We start from the raw sequence: 17729 nt of genomic DNA on the forward strand, positions 1-17729 counted from the left end.
TCCACTCCCCTGACGCGCAGCTTCCGAGGAATGCCCCATGTCGTCGCTCCCGCTCACTGGCCTGAGAGTGCTGGACCTGTCGCGCCTGCTGCCCGGCCCCTACGCCACCCTGGTGCTGGCCGACCTGGGGGCCACCGTGGACAAGGTGGAGGAGCCGGAGGGCGGGGACGCTGTCCGCCAGATGCCGCCCCTGCGGGACGACGTCAGCGGCCTGTTCTACGGCCTCAACCGGAACAAGCGCTCCCTGACGCTGAACCTGAAGCAGCCCGAGGGCCGCGAGGCGCTGAAGCGGCTGGCGCGCCACTACGACGTGCTGGTGGAGAGCTTCCGGCCCGGTGTCATGGACAAGCTGGGCGTGGGCGAGTCCGTGCTGCGCGCGGAGAACCCCCGGCTCATCTACTGCGCCATCTCCGGCTACGGGCAGACGGGGCCGGACCGGCTGAAGGCGGGGCACGACTTGAACTACGCGGCCCGCGCCGGCTTGCTGGGCTACGGCGGTGAGTCCGGCGGCGCGCCCGCCTTTCCCGGCGTGCAGATGGGCGACATTGGCGGAGGCAGCCTCTTCGCGCTGGTGGGCATCCTGGCGGCGCTGCACGAGCGCGAGCGCACGGGGCAGGGGCGCTTCGTGGACGTGTCCATGACGGATGGCGCGCTGGCCTTCCTGCACATGCACCTGGCGTCGCGTCTCTACATGGGGACGGAGGGTGCCGCCCTTCAGCGAGGCACGGAGGCGCTCAACGGCGGCTACGCGTGCTACGGCCTGTACCGCACGGCGGATGACCGGTGGCTCGCGGTGGGCGCGCTGGAGCCCAAGTTCTTCTCGGGCGTGTGTGAGCGGCTGGGGCGCCCGGAGCTGCTGGAGGACGTCTACGCCCCGGGCGAGCCCGGCGCGCGCGTGAAGGCGGAGCTGACGCGCCTGTTCGCCGAGCACCCGCTGGCGTACTGGCAGGCGCGCTTCGCGGGCTCCGACCTCTGCATCGAGCCGGTGGCGGAGGGGGACGACGTGCTGAAGGACGCGCAGCTCCAGTCGCGAGGCCTCTTCGTGGAGGCGGAGGACGCGGTGCTGGGCCGCAAGGTGACGCACCTGCTGACGCCGCTGCGCATGGGCGAGACGCCGCTGCGCACGCCGCCCGCGTTGGGGCAGCACTCGCGGGAGATTCTGGAGGAGGCGGGCTTCACCGCGCAGGACCTCGCGCGGCTGGGGCACTGACGGCGGGCGTGCGCCACAGGGCCTCGCCGTGCGCGGCGTGGCAGGTGTCGCCCAGCAAATCCAGCGCGAGCTGCGGCTGCCGCTCGGCCAGCGCCTGCCACCCGTCGAAGGCGCCGCCGGCGTCCAGCCGGCGCACGGTGTGCTCCAGCGCCGTGCGCGCCCGCTCCACCATCTGCTGCTGGGCCTTCGTGGGGCGCCACCCGGTGTCGTCGCGGTAGCGCCCGAGCGTCTCCAGCAGGTGGCCCTGGAACTTCAACATCTGCACCAGCAAGGGCAGCCGGTGCGCGAACGGCGCGTTGACCAGGGCCGCCTCGTACTGCCTTCCTTCCGAGTCCAGCCGGTACAGCAGCACGTCCACCTGCGCGTCCAGCCGCTTGCGCCATGCCTTGCGCACGGCGGCGTGCCGGGCCCAGCCCGCCACGGCCTGGAAGTAGTGAAGCCCGCCGCACGGGTGGGCGTAGATGCCCTGCTTGCGCTTGGGGACCTGCGGTCTCCCCTCGCGCATCGCCACGGACAGCTCGGCCTGGGCGGCTTCGAGCGTGGCGAGCGCGTCCCGCATCACCGCGTCGATGTGGAGCGTCCTGCCCTCGCTGTTGCGGAACGTGGCGCCGGGCTCCAGCGCCAGGGACAGGGCGTCCAGCGCCCAGGCGCCCTCGGGACTGGCCCCGAGCGATGGGCGGAAGTCGAGCTGCAGCTGCTTCACCAGCGCCTGCACCATGACGGGGCCCCAGGACGCGTTGAAGCGGTGGCGCACCGGGTAGCCCGCGTGCAGCAGGCTCTTGAGCTGCAGGGCGGGGTGGGGCTCCACCGGCGTGCCGTTGGCGGTTCGGGTGTCGAAGTAGAGCCGCTGCGCGGCGGCGGGGGAGGTGGACGGGGGCGGCGTCCGGCGCAGGTAGCGCGCGATGATGGCGTCCGCCGCGGGCTGGCCGTCGCGGGTGCGGAAGTCCCGGCCGTCCAGCGCCAGGCCATGGGCCAGCGCCCAGGGGTTGTCGGGCGTGGACGCCCACAGCCTGCACCGGGAGGCCAGCAGCGAGGACACGTCGGGTGGGGAGGCCGCGCGCGCGGGGGCGGCTGCGCCCAGTCCCACGGTGAGGCTCACGAGGAGGATGGCGGTCATCGTCATGCGGTGTGCATCCGGGGAAGTGCATGCGCACGGTCGCGCCAGCGACGCCCGCGGCGTCTTGCGCGCGCCGGCCCGAACCAGGGGCCGGCGCGCGAGCGGAAAACGCTCAGCTCGTCTGGGCGTCGCGGTTGGCCGATTCCGCCTCGGCCGTCAGCCGCGCCAGCATCCGCTCCAGGATGCCGAACACGGCGTCGCGGTCATCGGAGCTCATCAGGCTCAGCACGCGCCGCAGGCTGGCGTCCAGGCCCCGGTCGATGCGGGAAAAGACTCTGCCGCCCTGCTCGGTGAGGCGCACGACGACAGCGCGCCGGTCCTCCACGTCGCGGGTCCGCTCCACCAGGCCCATGCTCTCCAGGCGGTCCACCACGCCGGTGATGGTCTTCCGGGTGATGCCCACCCGCAGGGCCAGGACACCCACCTGCACCGGACCGTCGTTGCCCAGCCACGACAACGCATGCATCTGCGTGGGCGTGAGCTGGAGGTCCTCGCAGATGCCCGCCAGCGGGTTCTTCAGGGAGCGGTAGCGGCTGAACTCAATCAGCAGCTCGTGGAGGCGCCGGGACTCGGGCGTGGAGGCTCCGACGTCTTCCTCCAGCAGACCGTGGCTCTCCTCGGAGCCACCGTCCTCGGGAAGGTCCTGTCCCTCCGCGCTCGGGTCGCCTCGCCGGTTCGCGAGCGCGGCCGGCCTGTCCTCCGGTCGCCGCATCAGGCGGTCTCCACCCGGGCCGCGGCGGCCACGGAAGGCGATTCGGCGCCGTGCTTCGGACCCACCGCGTGCGGCGTGCCAGAGGCCGCGTCCGGACCCTTGCGCCGCTTGAGCTTCTCAGTGAGCTGATCCATCAGCGAGTACACCACCGGCACCACGCCCAGGGTGAGGAACGTGGACGTCACCAGCCCGCCGATGATGGTGATGGCCATGGGCGCGCGCGTCTCCGCGCCGTCACCCTTGGCGACCGCCACCGGAATCATGCCGGCGATCATCGCGATGGTCGTCATCAGGATGGGACGCAGTCGCACGGGAGCCGCCTGGAGCAAGGCCTCCGTCGCCGTCTTTCCTTCCTCACGCAGCTGCAGCGTGAAGTCCACCAGGAGGATGCCGTTCTTCACCACCAGCCCCATGAGCATGATGATGCCGATGAGGGCGAACATCGACATGGACTGACCGGTGATGAGCAACCCGCCAATGGCGCCGATGAGGGCGAAGGGCAGCGACATCATGATGGTGAAGGGGTGGATGAAGCTCTCGAACTGCGCCGCGAGAATCATGTAGATGAGGATGATGCCCAGCAGCAGGGCGGAGCCGAAGGCCGCCACGGCCTTGCCCATCTCCTTCGCGTTACCCTCGAAGTCGTAGATGACCGTCTTGGGCAGCTCCTTCTCCGCGTACGCGTTGAGGAAGTTGATGCCGTCGCTCAGCGCGTAGCCCGAGGCCAGGTTCGCCAGCAGGGTGATTTGCCGTTTCTGCGACTCGCGGTCAATCTGCACCGGGCCGTCCGCCGGGGTGATGGTCGCGATGTTGCGCAGCTCCACCAACTGGCCCGTGGTGCTGCGCACGGTCAGCTTGCCCAGCGCGTCGGCGGAGGCCAGCGTCCGCGACGGCAGGGCCACCTTGATTTCGTACGTCTCGCCACCCTCGCGGTAGTCGCCGAACTTGTCGCGCCCCAGGAAGGCGCGCAGCGTGGCGCCCAGCGAGGCCGCCGGGACGCCCAGGCTGGCCGCGCGCTCGCGGTCCACCTTCACGTCGTACTGCGGCTTGCCGGAGCGGTACGTCATGTCCACGTCCACCAGGCCCGGGTTCTGGCGCATGGCGGCCTGCACCTTGTCGGCGGACTTCACCACCTCGTCCCAGTCGTCACCGCGGATGTTGAACTGGATCTGCTGGGTGCGGGCGCCGCCGCCGCCCACGGCCGAGATGTCCTGCACCGTGACGCTGACGCCGCTGCGAGGCTTGACGGCGCCGCGCAGGTACGTCTTCAGCTCGCCCTGGTTGAAGGCGCGGTCCTTGAGCGGCACCAGGTTGATGAGCAGCTCACCCTTGTGCACCTCCTCCTGCACGCCGCCACCGGCGGTGGCGAAGGTGGAGTCGATGCCGGGCAGGGCGCGGACCTGCGCGTCCAGCGCGTCCAGCTCCGCCTGCGTCTCCTGCAGCGTGGAGCCGATGGGCAGCTCCACCGCCAGCTTGATGTTGCCGTTGTCCTGCTCCGGGATGAACGTGAACTTCAGGAAGCCGGCCATGAAGAGGGTGAGGAAGAGCACCGCCACGGCGACCACCAGGGTGATGGCCCGGTGCCGCAGGATGCTGGCCAGGATGTTCCGGTAGCCCGTCTCCGTGGCGACCAGCACCTTCTCCACCGCCGCGGAGATGCCCGTGGGGCTGCCATGGTGGCTCAGCATGCGCGACGACAGCATGGGCGTGAGCGTCATGGACACGGCGTAGGAGATGAGCACCGCCACGGCCACCGTGACGCCGAACTGGTAGAAGAACATGCCCATCGTCCCGTCCATGAAGGCCACGGGGATGAACACGGCGACGATGGCGAGCGTCACGGCGAACACCGCGAGCGCGATCTGCCCGGTGCCCACGAGCGCCGCCTCCATGGGCGTCTTTCCCTCTTCCAGGTGACGGACGATGTTCTCGATGACCACGATGGCGTCGTCGATGAGCAGGCCGATGGACAGCGTCAGCGCCAGCATCGTGACGATGTTGAACGTGAAGCCCAGGGCCGCCATGACGGCGAAGGTGCCGACGACGGACACCGGCAGCGCGATGGCGGCCACCAGCGTGGAGTTCAGGTTGCGCAGGAACACCAGCACGATGAGCACCGCCAGGAAGCCACCGAGCACCAGGTCGAACTGCACCGCGGCGATGGACGAGCGGATGAACCGCGAGTTGTCCGTCACCATCTCCGCGAGAACGCCCTCGGGCAGCAGGCTGTTGACCTCGCCCAGGGACTCCTTGATGGACTCGGCCACCTGCACCGTGTTGGAGCCGGACTGCTTGCGCACCACCAGCGCCACGGCGTTGCGGTCACCGCTCTTGGCGCTGGAGCGCGCCTCTTCCGGACCGTCCACCACGTCGGCCACGTCACGCACGCGCACCGGCGCGCCGTTGGGGCTGGCGATGATGATGTTGCGCAGCTCGTCCACGCTCTTGGCCTCGGACGTCAGGCGCACCACGCGCTCACGTCCGCGGTCCATGGTGCGGCCACCCGGGACGTCCAGGTTCTGCGCCCGCACGGCCTGGCTCACGTCGCTGACGGCCAGCCCGAAGCCCCGCAGCCGCTCCGGATCCACGACGACCTGGATTTCGCGCTCGCGGCCACCGACCACGTCGATGCTGCCCACGCCCGGCTGACGCTGCAGGGCCGGCTTCACCACGTCCTCGGCGACGCGCGTCATCTCTTCGATGGGCAGCGCGCCGGACAGCGACAGCGTCATGATGGGCGCCGCGCCGATGTCGAACTTCTCCACCACCGGCGTTTCGATCTCCGCCGGCAGCTTGCTCAGCGTGGCCTGGACGCGGTCACGCACGTCCTGGGACGCCACGTCCACCTGGGTGTCCAGGGTGAAGCGGACGACGATCTGGGACACGCTCTCCAGGTTGATGGAGCGCAGCTGCTCCACGCCGTTGAGGGTGTTGAGCGCCTCCTCCAGCGGATCACTGACGTTCTTCTCCATCGACTCCGGGTCCGCGCCGGGCAGCACCGTGGTGACGGTGACGACGGGGAACTCGACGTCGGGGAACTGGTCCACGCCGATGCGCGGGTAGGCATTGACGCCAAAAACGACCACCGCGAGCATCAGCATCGCGGTGAACACAGGGCGGGTAATGAATGTCTTGAGCATTCAGGGGCTCCGAACTTGAGAGGGGAGGGCAGGCGTCACTGGACCACGCGGACGGCCGTGCCCTCCTTCACGTCCAGGGAGGAGTCGGCGAGCACGCGCTCGTCGACCGCCAGGCCCTGGAGGATGCGGACGTAACCAGGCAGCACTCGCTCGACGCGCACATCCCGCTTGCGCACCGTGCCGTCCTGCACCACCCACACGAAGCCCTCCTGGCCCCGGGCGCTGACGGCCTGGGTGGGGAGGAAGAGGCCCTTGTCGTCGGCCTCGCCCGCGCTCGAGAAATCCAGCTCCACCAGGGCGCCGGGACGCAGCGCCGTGGAGGGCTCGCCGACCACGTCCGCCAGCACCTCCACCGTGCGGTTGGAGGCGTCCACCACCGCGCCCACGACGGACACCTGCACGTCGAAGCGCGCGCCGCTGGGGCTCAACGTGCCCTGCGTCTTGCTGCCCACGCGGACCTTGTCCACCACGGACTCGGGGACCTGCGCGCGCACCTCCAGCCCCGTCGTGTCGACGATGCTGAACACGGGCGTGGAGGGCGTCATCGCCACCGAATCACCGATGTTCTTCGTGCGGGCCGTGATGACGCCGTCGAAGGGGGCGGTGATGGAGTGGTCGCGCAGCATCTCCTCCGCCAGCCGCAGCCCGGCGGCGGCCTGGGCGGCCTGGGCGGCGGCCTGCTTCTGGCCAATCACGGCCTGATCCAACCCCGCGGCGGCCACCCCGCCGGACTCCGCCACCCTCCGGGTGCGCTCCAGGGAGGACGTGGCCAGCTCCAGCGCCGCGTCCGCCGCCTGCTTCACGGCGCGCGCCTGCTCCACGCTGATGGCGACGTTGGAGGCGTCCAGCACCGCCAGCACCTGGCCCTTCTTCACCTTGTCGCCCACCCGCACGTTCATCTTCGCGATGGTGCCGGTCGCCTGGGGCCCCAGGACCGCCTCGTTCTTCGAGCGGATCTGCCCCGTCACGCGGGTGACGTCGGCGCTCAGCTCCGTGGCCGGAGTGATGGCGCGCACACCCAACGCCGCGGGACCCGTCTGCTCGGGGAGGGCCGGCTTGTTGCTGGCCTTGCCACAGCCCGTCGTCACCACCGCTGCCACTGCCGCGGCCATCCACATGCGTCGAATCACGGTCGTCCTGCTCCTGCCGGTCACGGGGCGCTTGTCCCCTGGGAGACACTTCCGGGCCGGCTTCTACATGGAAAGTCTGCGGCCCGGAAACTACAGCCTCTGAACTGTCTGTCAAGAGGATACTCCGGAGTGCGGACTATCTTCTCCCCGGCACGTCTAACGGCCGTCCGCCGAGCGGGCAGGAGAAAATGACACGACGCGGTGCGTTCGTCCCCTGGCCTCGGGGAGGGGCGCTGTGTGCCTGGGCGGTGGCGCTTGTGGCACCTGAAGGCCCCTGTTATTGATTCAAGAATCAATCCTTTTGCATCAAGGACACCCCATGCCGCACCCGTTCACCGAGGAACACGAGGCCTTCCGCAACACGGTGCGCAGCTTCGTGGAGAAGGAGATGACGCCGCACGGCCTCGAGTGGGACCGGGCGGGCATCTTCCCCAGGGAGCTGTTCCGCAAGGCGGGGGAGCTGGGCTTCCTGGGCATCAGCCACGACCCGAAGTACGGCGGCAGCGGGCTGGACTACTGGTACGTGACGGTGTTCGCGGAGGAGCTGAGCCGCAGCCTCAACGCGGGCGTGAACATGGCGCTGCTGGTGCAGAGTCAAATGGCCACGCCCATCATCAACGAGATTGGAACGGACGAGCAGAAGCGCGAGTTCCTGGAGCCGGCGCTCAAGGGCGAGAAGATCGCCGCGCTGGGCGTGAGCGAGCCGAGCTGCGGCTCGGACGTGGCCAGCATCAGGACGACGGCGCGCCGGGACGGGGATGACTACGTCATCAACGGCTCGAAGATGTGGATCACCAACGGCACGCGGGCGGACTTCATCACCCTGGCGGTGCGCACGGGCGAGGCCGGCTACGGCGGCATCTCCCTGGTGACGTTCCCCACGGACGTGAAGGGCTTCGGCGTCTCCAAGAAGCTGGACAAGGTGGGCAACCTGTCCTCGGACACCGCCGTCCTCTACTTCGAGGACTGCCGGATTCCGGCCCGCTACGTGCTGGGCGAGGAGAACGAGGGCTTCTACCACATCATGACCAACTTCCAGGGTGAGCGCCTGGTGGGCGCCATCACCACGGTGGCGGGCATGGAGCGGATGATGGAGGACTCCATCCAGTACGGCAACGAGCGCGAGGCCTTCGGCCGGCCGCTGATGAAGTTCCAGGTGTGGCGCCACAAGTTCGTGGAGCACCTGACGGCCATCGAAGCGGCCAAGCGGCTGACGTACCACGCGGTGGACCTCTTCGACCGGAAGGAGAACCCGGTGAAGGAGGTCTCCATGGCGAAGCTATTCGCGGGCGACCTGGCCCAGCGCGTGGCCTACGACTGCCAGCAGTTCTACGGCGGCATGGGCTACGTGGAGGAGACGACCATCGCCCGCATGTGGCGCGACGTGCGCCTCATCACCATCGGCGGCGGCACCTCCGAGGTGATGAAGGAGATCATCTCCAAGCTCTACGGCTTCTGAGCGCGCGCTCAGGCACCGTGGCCCAGGCTCAGCCCTTCCAGGGGCTTGGGCCCGCTGTCGAGCGCGGCGTGCATGACGGTGTCGTCACGCACGCCCTCCCACCTGGCCACCACCAGCGTCGCCACCGTGTTGCCGATGACGTTGGTGATGGCCCGGGCCTCGGACATGAAGCGGTCCACGCCCAGCAGCAGCGCCACGCCCTCCACGGGCACCTTGCCGTTGAGCGCCGCCAGCGTGGCCATCAGCGTGATGAAGCCCGAACCCGTCACGCCCGCCGCGCCCTTCGACGTGAGCAGCAGCACGCCCAGCAGGGTGAGCTCCTCGCCCAGCGTGAGGTCCACGTTCACCGCCTGGGCGATGAAAATGGCCGCCATCGTCAGGTAGATGCACGTCCCATCCAGGTTGAACGAGTACCCGGTGGGCAGCACCAGCCCCACGGCGCCCCGGTCGCAGCCCAGCGTCTCCAACCGCTTGAGCAGCCGGGGCAGCGCGGACTCCGACGACGACGTCCCCAGCACCAGCAAGAGCTCGCTGCGCATGTAGCGCAGCAGCTTCCACAGCGAGAAGCCGGACAGCCGCGCCACCAGCCCCAGCACCACGAAGACGAAGAGGGCGCAGGTGACGTAGACGGCGATGAGCAGCCGGCCCAACGAGCTGAGCGATTCGACGCCGAACTTGCCCACGGTGAAGGCCATGGCGCCGAAGGCGCCCAGCGGCGCCAGCTTCATGATCATCCCGACGATGCCGAAGAAGACCTGCGCCAGGTCATCCGACAAGTCGAGCACGCGCTGGCCCATGGGCCCCAGGCGGGTGAGCGCCACGCCCGTCAGCACGGCGATGAGCAGCACCTGGAGCAGCTTCCCCTCGGTGAAGGCCGACAGGAAGTCATGCGGGATGATGTCCAGGAGGAAGGGGATGGTGCCCTGCTGTGACGCGGACGCGCGGTACTGGGTGATGCCAGAGGTGTCGATCTGCGCCGGGTCGATGTTCATCCCCACGCCGGGCTTCAGGGTGTTCACCACCACCAGGCCCACGACGAGCGCCAGCGTCGTCAGGACCTCGAAGTAGATGAGCGCCTTGAGGCCGATGCGGCCCACGTGCTTGAGGTCGCCCATCTTCGCGATGCCCGCGACGATGGTGAGGAAGATGACCGGTGCGATGATCATCTTCACCAGCTTGATGAAGCCGTCGCCCAGCGGCTTCATGGACTCGCCCAGGTCCGGCCGCAGCCAGCCGAGGAGGACGCCCACGGCGATGGCCAGCAGCACCTGGACGTACAGATTCTTCAACCACCGCATCCGCACCCCGCTCTCAGGAGGCCGCGGACTATAGCGCCCCGCCGCGGCGCTTCGTTGACGCCAGGCGCCGGCGGGCCGCGTCACTTCTTGCGGAACAGCGCCTCCGCGGCGCTCAGCAGGGTGTCCCGGCGCTCCTTTTCATGGAGGCCGCCCTCGCCAATCTGGAACAGCTCACAGAAGTTGGCGCCGTCCTTGTCCTTGGGCACCTCGGCGAAGGGCTCCTTGCACTCCTTCGCCACGCCCAGGTCGAAGTGACGGCAGTTGCGGCAGGAGCGGATGTCCTCGCCGCAGTGGGGGCAGTCATCACGCCGGCCCACCTGGTTCGCGATGATGTCCAGCCGGTGTCCACAGTGCGCGCAGCCGGGCATGGCCTCCTCCATGAAACGGGGGACGCCATTGTGCCAGCGGGCCCCGCCTCGCGGCGAGCGCTCAGCGCTGCGGACTGGGCATCAGCGCCTGGACGTGCTCCGGGGAGGCGGACTCCCGTGCGGCGGCTTCGTGCGCTCCGCTGCCCGTGGCATCGAGCAGCTGGTCGTTCAGCCGCTTGAGGAGGAACAGGAGGTACGCGCAGACGGTGGCCAGCGCGGCGATCAGCACGCCCACCAACATCCCGCGCTGCCACACGTGCGCCTTCTCCAGGACGGCCCGGCGCTCCGCGAACGTCTTCAGCTGGGCGTCCGCCGCGGCGCCGTCGAACCGGGCCGCGTAGTCCTCCGCCTGGGCGGTGCCGCGCTCCATCAGCCACTGGCCCTGCACCAGGAGGGCGTCCGCGCGGGTATGGCAGTAGGCGGCGCCCCCAGCCGACAGCAGGCAGATGCACAGCGCCGTCATCACGCTCCGGGTCGTGCCCATCCAACGTCCTCCGGACTGGCCGTTGCACGGGTAGTGACACCCGCGACTGCTCCGGCTTCCCGAAGACAGTAGCGGATGCTAGGGAGCCCCCCTGACATGGGCAAGCCCTACCGTCCTAAAGACCACTATTTCCAGAAGGCCAAGCAAGAGGGCCTGCGGGCACGTTCGGCCTTCAAGGTCGATGAACTCATCAAGCGCTTCCCCATGGTGAAGAAAGGGCACGTCGTGCTCGACCTGGGGGCGGCGCCCGGAGGTTTCCTTCAGATATTGGCGGACGCCGTGGGACCGAAGGGCCGCGTCATCGGCGTGGACATCGTCGCCATCCGTCCCTTCAGCCAGCCCTTCGTGCAGACGGCGGTGCTGGACGTGCTCGCGGATGACTTCGACGCGAAGCTGACCGAGCTCCATGCGGGCCCCTTCGACGCCGTCATCTCCGACATGGCCCCCAAGACGAGTGGCATCAAGGCCACCGACGAGGCGCGCAGCCTGCGGCTGGCGGGCAAGGCGCTGGAGCTGGCCGCGGCGCGGGGCCGGCCCGGCTCGTCCTTCGTGGCCAAGGTCTTCATGGGCCGGGACTTCGAGGACTTCCGCAACCAGATCCGCGCCCTCTTCGAAGAGGTGAAGGTGGTCCGGCCGGAGGCCACGCGCGGCGCCAGCATGGAGGTCTACCTGGTGGGGCTTCGCCGCCGTGCGCCAGAGGCCCCGGAGGCGAACTGACGTTCATTGTGGAACGTTCGGGCGTCCGGCTGTGTCTAGAGTGCCGACATGCACCGGACCCCCTGGACCCGCGCACCCTTCGTTCGCTTCTGGTTGTTCGCCCTGCTGCTGCTGACCTCGCCCGTGCTGGGGCAGGGCAAGGCGCCGCCTTCGTGGAAGGCCATCGACGCGATGGTCGAAGCGCAGAAGCTGGAGGCCGCCGCCCAGGCCGCCGAGGCCCGCCTGGCGCAGGCGAAGGCCACGGGCGACGAGGCCGAGTGGACGCGCGCGCTGGTGCGCACGGTGCAACTGCGCACGGGCCTGCATGGCTACGAGACGGCGGTGCGCTTCCTGCGCGAGCAGCCCTGGCCCAAGGGCGCGTTGCCTCGCGCGACGCTGAACCTCTTCTACGCGAACGCGCTCGTCACCTACGCGCAGGCCTACGGCTGGGAGGTGCGCCAGCGCGAGTCCGTGGCGTCCTCCGGGCCGGTGGACCTCAAGGCGTGGACCTACGCGGAGATTCTCACCGAGGCCCAGCGGGCCCACGAGGAGGTGTGGAAGCAGCGGCAACAGCTCGGCGGTGAGCCCCTCAAGGCGCTGGCCGAATACGTGAGGCCCAACACCTACCCGGCGGGGCTCCGCTCCACGCTGCGGGATGCCGTGTCGTACCTGCGCGTGTCCCTGCTGGCGGACAGCTCGCACTGGCCGCCCGAGCAGGCCCATGAGGTGTACCGCCTGGACCTGGGCGCGCTCCTGGAGGGCATCCCCAAGGCGACGCTGACGGACCCCGGCGTCCATCCGCTGGTGAAGGTGGCGGCGGTGCTCGGGGACCTGGAGGCGTGGCACCAGGCCGCGGGGCGGCGTGAGTCGGCGCTGGAGGCCCGGCTGCAGCGCTACGCGGTGCTGCACCAGCACTTCACGGACGCGGCGGACCGGACCCGCATCCGGCAGCACCTGGCCGCCTTCCTGCCCGCGTTCCGCGCCGTGCCCTGGTCGACCATGGGGCAGGCCCAGCTCGCGGAGCTGGAGCGCGCGGCGGACCACCCCGTGCGTGCCCATGCGCTGGCGAAGGCGTGCGCGGCCACGCACCCCAAGTCCCAGGGGGCGGGGCGCTGCCGTGTGCTCATCAGGACCCTCGAGGCGCCCGAGTTCAGCATGGGGGCCCTGGCGTCGGACGGGCCGCGCCGCCGCTCCGTCGAGGTCACCCACCGCAACGTGTCCATGCTGCACTTCCGGGCGTACTCCGTGGACCTGGAGAAGCGGCTGGCCCAGGTGAATGACTACAACCTCATGCCGGAAGGCGCGCAGCTGAAGACCCTCATGAAGGGCCAGCGTCCGGTGGCCACCTGGAGCGTGCCGCTGCCGAAGACGGAGGACTTCCGGGAGCACCGCACCTTCGTCACGCCGCCGCTCACGGACCGGGGGACGTACGTCATCATGGCCTCCGCGCACGAGGACTTCCGCGCGACGAACAACCGCATCATCGCGGTGTACCTGACGGTGACGCCGTGGGTGATGGTCACGCGACCCTCGAAGGGGACCCTGCTGGAGGTGCGGCTGGTGAACGGGGACACCGGCGAGCCCGTGCCGGACGTCCCCCTGCGCCTCATCCGCGTCGACTACAGGCAGGGCTTCAAGGAGGCGGCGCGCATCCTCTCGGACGAGGACGGCGCGGCCACCTTCGACTCGGTTCCGGGCGAGGGCTACCGCAACTTCGTCCTGGTGGCCGGCGCCGGGCGGGACGCGCTGCTGCACCCGGGCCAGGTGCCGTTCTACGTGCGCCATCCGCGCGCGGACACCGATTCGGCGCTCGTCTTCACCGACCGCGCGGTGTACCGGCCCCAGCAGAAGGTGCTGTGGAAGGCGGTGGCCTTCCGCGGACAGGGTGAGCAGGCGCGCTACAAGACGCTTGGGGGCCGCACGCTCGAGGTGACGCTGGTCGACCCGAACCACCAGGTGGTGGAGTCCCGGGAGGTCCGCACCAACGACTTCGGCTCCGCCGCGGGCGAGTTCACGATTCCCACCGGCCGGATGCTGGGGGCGTGGGCCGTGCACGTGAGCGCGGGCGGCCGCGCGGGGATTCGCGTGGAGGAGTACAAGCGGCCCACCTTCGAGGTGACGCTGAAGGACGCGAAGGCGCAGCTGCGCCTCAACCGGCCCGCGATGTTCCAGGGCGAGGCCCGCTACTACTTCGGCATGCCGGTGACGTCCGGCTCCGTGCGGTGGCGTGCGTACCGCGAGCCGGTGCTGCCCTGGTGGTGGTGGGGCCCGCGGTCCGGGGCCTCGCAGCGGCAGGTGGTGGCGACAGGCACGTCGCCGCTGGGCGCGGACGGGGGCTTCACCATCGGCTTCACGCCGGAGGCGGACGAGCGGTCCGCGGCCACGCCGGGGCTGACGTGGAGCTACCGCATCGAAGCGGACGCGACGGACGAGGGCGGCGAGACGCGCTCGGCCAGCCGGGCCTTCCGGCTGGGCTTCGTCGCCGTGGAGGCGCGCGTGGACCTGGACACGGGGTTCCTCCGCGAAGGCGTCGCGGCCGAGGTCCGGCTGACGCGCTCCACGCTGGACGGCGCGCCGCAGCCGGGCGCGGGCACGTGGCGGCTGGTGGCGCTGAGGCAGCCCGCGCAGCCCCTGCTGCCCGCGGAGGAGCCCTCCAGCCTGACGGAGTCCAAGGACCCCGAGGCGGTGTTCACGCCCACGCCTGGAGACGCGCTGCGTCCCCGGTGGTTCGGGTCGTACTCGCCGGAGTCCACCTTGCGCGGCTGGGCGGACGGGGCCGAGCAGGCGACGGGCTCGGTGCGGCACGACACCGAGGGCCTGGCCGTGCTGAAGCTGCCGGCGCTCAAGGCGGGCGCGTACCGGCTGCGCTACGAGACGACGGACGCGTTCGGTCAAACGTACACCGTGGGGCGCGAGCTGCTGGTGGCCGGGAAGACGACGCCCCTCGCGGTGCCCGCGATGCTGGTGGCCGAGCGGGAGACGGCGCGGGTGGGCGAGGTGGTGCGGCTGATGGCCGTCTCGGGCTTCAAGGGACAGCCGCTGCTGCTCGACGTCTACCAGGGAGAGCGGCGCATCTCCCGGCGCAAGCTCACCGCGGGCCAGTCCTCCGGGGTGGTGGAGGTGCCGGTGACGGCGGAGCTGCGCGGAGGCTTCACCGTGGCGCTGTCCACGGTGCGTGACTACCAGTTCCTGCTCTTCTCGAAGTCCATCTTCGTGCCCTGGGACGACAAGGAGCTGCAGCTGGAGTTCGCCACCTTCCGCGACACGCTGCGGCCGGGCGCGAAGGAGACGTGGCGCGTGACGGTGCGCGGGCCGAAGGGCGCGAAGGTGGAGGCGGGCACGGCGGAGCTGCTCGCGTACATGTATGACCAGTCGCTGGATTTGTTCGCGAAGCAGACGCCGCCCAGCGTGGCGTCGCTGTATCCCCAGCGGCACGCCTACGTGGACCTGCGGCCGTCGGTGCGCCTGAGTGACACCCGGTGGGTGGTGAACACGCGGTATGGCGAGGTGCCGAGCTGGTCACCGCCCGAGCCGGACGCCTTGCGCTTCGAGGAGGCCTTTGGCGTCGGAGGCCCGGGCGGGCGGAGGCTGCGGCAGATGGTGCGCGGTGGGATGGGGGGCATGTGGGAGGGCGGCCCGCCAAGGGCGGCCCTGCCCAGGGCCTCGGCGCCGGCTCGGGGCGCGCCGCCGCCGCCCCCGCCGCCCGCGGAGGCGTCTGGCCGGGCTGAAAAGAAGATGATGGCAGTCACGGAGCAACGCGCTGACCACGAGGGCGCGAGCCCGGACGCGCCGGAGCCGCTGCGCTCCAACTTCGCGGAGACGGCGTTCTGGGCGCCCCAGGTGCTCACCGGGGCGGATGGCTCGGCGACGCTGGAGTTCACCGTGCCGGACTCGGTGACGGCCTGGAGCGTCTGGGTGCACGCCGTCACGCGCGACTTGAAGGGCGGCTCGCTGCAGCGCACCTCCCGGAGCGTGAAGGAGCTGATGGTGCGCCCCTACGTGCCGCGCTTCCTGCGCGAGGGCGACCGCGCGGTGCTGGAGGTGATGGTGAACAACGCGGCGTCGCGCCCGCTGCAGGGCACGCTCACGTTGGACATCCAGGACCTGGAGCTGCAGAAGAGCGTGCTGTCGGACTTCGGCGTCCAGCAGGCGTCGCAGGCCTTCCGCGTGGAGGCGGGGAAGGGGACGCGCCTGCGCTTCCCGCTCACCACGCCCACGCGAGTGGGGCCCGTGGCCTTCCGGGTGGAGGCGCGCGCGGAGAACCACGGCGATGGTGAGCTGCGCCCGCTGCCGGTGTTGCCGGGCCGGATGCACCTGGCGCAGTCGCGCTTCGTGACGTTGAAGGGCAAGGACTCCAAGACGATGCGGTTCGAGGACCTGCGCGCGGGGGGCGACCCGACGCGGGTGAACGAGCAGCTGGTCGTCACCGTGGACACGCAGCTCTTCTATTCGGCGCTCCAGGCGCTGCCGTACCTGGTGAACTACCCCTACGAGTGCACGGAGCAGACGCTCAACCGCTTCGTGTCGACGGGCATCCTGTCCAGCCTGTACGGGCAGTACCCGTCGGTTGCGCGGATGGCCAGGAAGCTGAGCGAGCGCCCCACCTCGTTGGAGACGTGGGACGCGGTGGACCCCAACCGGAAGATGGCGCTGGAGGAGACGCCCTGGCTGGAACTGGCGAGGGGCGGCGCCGGGCCGGAGGCCGGGCTGGTGAAGGTGTTGGACCCGAAGGTCGCCGCCGCCGAGCGCACGTCCGCGCTGGCGAAGCTCCGCAAGGCGCAGACGTCCAGCGGCGGCTTCCCCTGGTGGCCGGGGGGCCCGCCGTCGCCGTACATGACGCTCTACATCGTGCATGGCCTCTCCCGCGCGATGGAGTTCGGCGTGGAGGTCCCGCCCGAAATCACCCGGGGCGCCTGGGGCTACCTGGCGCGGCACTTCCGCGAGGAGTACGCGACGAAGCTGATGAAGGAGGACCGTGGCTGGGAGTTCCTCACCTTCCTCAACTACACGGCCTCCGCGTATCCGAACGCGAGCTACACCGGTGATGCGCTCACCGCGGCGGAGCGGGAGCGGATGCTCGCGTTCAGCGACAAGCACTGGAAGCAGCACTCGCCCTACCTCAAGGGCTACCTGGCGCTGACGCTGAAGCGCGCGGGGCGCGACGCGGACGCCCACCGTGTCTGGGAGAGCGTCATGGACTCCGCCAAGACGAGCCCCGAGCTGGGCACCTACTGGGCGCAGGAGGACCGCAGCTGGCTCTGGTACAACGACACCACGGAGACGCATGCCTTCGCGCTGCGCACGCTGACGGAGCTCAATCCGAAGGACGCGCGCCGCGAGGGCCTGGTCCAGTGGCTGCTGCTGAACAAGAAGCTCAACCACTGGAAGTCCACCCGCGCCACGGCGGAGTCGCTGTACGCGCTGGTGAAGTACCTCCAGGCGGAGGGCGCGCTGGGCGTGCGCGAGGACGCCCAGGTGACGGTGGGCCCGCGCGTGGTGCGCATGTCCTTCGCCCCGGATGAGTACACGGGCAAGAAGAACCAGGTCGTCGTGCCAGGGCCGGAGTTGAATCCGGCGACGATGAGCTCGGTGGTGGTGGAGAAGACGACGCCGGGCTTCGCCTTCGCGTCCGCGACGTGGCACTTCTCCACGGAGAAGCTGCCGGACAGCGACCGCGGGGACTTCTTCCAGGTGTCGCGGCGCTACTTCCTGCGCGAGCGGCAGGGGCGGGACGCCCTGCTCGTGCCGCTGGCCGAGGGCGCGGTGGTGCTCCCCGGAGACGAAGTGGAGGTGCAGCTCTCCCTGCGCGCGAAGCACGCTGCGGAGTACGTGCACCTGAGAGATCCACGCGCCGCGGGCCTGGAGCCGGAGAACGTGCAGTCCCGCCACCGCTGGGATTTGGGCATCGTCTGGTACGAGGAGACGCGGGACTCCGGCACCAACTTCTTCTTCGAGCAGTTGCCCGCCGGTGAGTACACCTTCAAGTACCGGCTGCGCGCCAACATGGCCGGCCAGTTCAAGGTGGGCCCCGCCACCGTGCAGTCCATGTACGCGCCGGAGTTCACCGCGTACTCGGCCGGGGCGGTGCTCACGGTGGGCGCGGCGAAGTAGCGCG

11 protein-coding genes are annotated in these 17729 nt (G+C 70.2%); 4 read left to right on the forward strand and 7 right to left on the reverse strand.

Annotated features, from left to right (window positions below; translation table 11 throughout):
• Nucleotides 1-37: 37 nt before the first annotated feature.
• Nucleotides 38-1210 carry a CaiB/BaiF CoA transferase family protein gene (locus KGD87_RS03950; protein ID WP_284666214.1) on the forward strand — a complete coding sequence of 391 codons (1173 nt, stop codon included), beginning with the start codon at nucleotides 38-40 and terminating at the stop codon, nucleotides 1208-1210.
• Here KGD87_RS03950 and KGD87_RS03955 read toward each other — a convergent pair.
• The 4 genes from KGD87_RS03955 to KGD87_RS03970 form a co-directional block, all read right to left on the reverse strand.
• Nucleotides 1176-2333 carry a hypothetical protein gene (locus KGD87_RS03955; protein ID WP_284666215.1) on the reverse strand — a complete coding sequence of 386 codons (1158 nt, stop codon included), beginning with the start codon at nucleotides 2331-2333 and terminating at the stop codon, nucleotides 1176-1178. The genes KGD87_RS03950 and KGD87_RS03955 overlap by 35 nt on opposite strands.
• 106 nt (nucleotides 2334-2439) lie before the next feature.
• Nucleotides 2440-3039 carry a MarR family winged helix-turn-helix transcriptional regulator gene (locus tag KGD87_RS03960; RefSeq protein ID WP_284666216.1) on the reverse strand — a complete coding sequence of 200 codons (600 nt, stop codon included), beginning with the start codon at nucleotides 3037-3039 and terminating at the stop codon, nucleotides 2440-2442.
• On the reverse strand, nucleotides 3039-6179 hold the full coding sequence (locus KGD87_RS03965; protein ID WP_284666217.1) for an efflux RND transporter permease subunit: 3141 nt from the start codon (nucleotides 6177-6179) through the stop codon (nucleotides 3039-3041). The genes KGD87_RS03960 and KGD87_RS03965 overlap by 1 nt, the downstream gene beginning before the upstream one ends.
• A 35-nt stretch (nucleotides 6180-6214) precedes the next feature.
• Nucleotides 6215-7333 (reverse strand): efflux RND transporter periplasmic adaptor subunit, encoded by a 1119-nt coding sequence (locus KGD87_RS03970; protein WP_284666218.1) that lies wholly within the window; start codon nucleotides 7331-7333, stop codon nucleotides 6215-6217.
• A 295-nt stretch (nucleotides 7334-7628) separates the two neighbouring features.
• Here KGD87_RS03970 and KGD87_RS03975 point away from each other — a divergent pair, with 295 nt between their 5' ends.
• Complete coding sequence (locus KGD87_RS03975) at nucleotides 7629-8768, forward strand: acyl-CoA dehydrogenase family protein (protein WP_284666219.1); 1140 nt, start codon at nucleotides 7629-7631, stop codon at nucleotides 8766-8768.
• An 8-nt stretch (nucleotides 8769-8776) separates the two neighbouring features.
• Here KGD87_RS03975 and dctA read toward each other — a convergent pair whose 3' ends face one another.
• The 3 genes from dctA to KGD87_RS03990 all read right to left on the reverse strand — a co-directional run bounded on the left by dctA (nucleotide 8777) and on the right by KGD87_RS03990 (nucleotide 10918).
• Nucleotides 8777-10066, reverse strand: coding sequence for a C4-dicarboxylate transporter DctA (gene dctA / locus KGD87_RS03980; protein ID WP_205507675.1), 1290 nt, complete (start codon nucleotides 10064-10066; stop codon nucleotides 8777-8779).
• Nucleotides 10067-10146: 80 nt separating this feature from the next.
• Nucleotides 10147-10434, reverse strand: coding sequence for a hypothetical protein (locus KGD87_RS03985; protein ID WP_284666220.1), 288 nt, complete (start codon nucleotides 10432-10434; stop codon nucleotides 10147-10149).
• A 61-nt stretch (nucleotides 10435-10495) separates the two neighbouring features.
• Nucleotides 10496-10918 carry a hypothetical protein gene (locus KGD87_RS03990; protein ID WP_284666221.1) on the reverse strand — a complete coding sequence of 141 codons (423 nt, stop codon included), beginning with the start codon at nucleotides 10916-10918 and terminating at the stop codon, nucleotides 10496-10498.
• 75 nt (nucleotides 10919-10993) lie between these two features.
• On the opposite strand from KGD87_RS03990, the gene KGD87_RS03995 reads away from it, so the two are divergent.
• Both KGD87_RS03995 and KGD87_RS04000 read left to right on the forward strand, forming a co-directional pair.
• Nucleotides 10994-11635, forward strand: coding sequence for an SAM-dependent methyltransferase (locus tag KGD87_RS03995; protein ID WP_011553029.1), 642 nt, complete (start codon nucleotides 10994-10996; stop codon nucleotides 11633-11635).
• A 48-nt stretch (nucleotides 11636-11683) separates the two neighbouring features.
• Nucleotides 11684-17725, forward strand: a complete 6042-nt coding sequence (locus KGD87_RS04000; RefSeq protein ID WP_284666222.1) for an alpha-2-macroglobulin family protein — start codon at nucleotides 11684-11686, stop codon at nucleotides 17723-17725.
• The last annotated feature ends 4 nt before the right edge of the window (nucleotides 17726-17729 follow it).

The sequence above is a fragment of the Myxococcus sp. SDU36 genome (assembly GCF_030168875.1).
GTDB classification, from domain to species: domain Bacteria; phylum Myxococcota; class Myxococcia; order Myxococcales; family Myxococcaceae; genus Myxococcus; species Myxococcus vastator.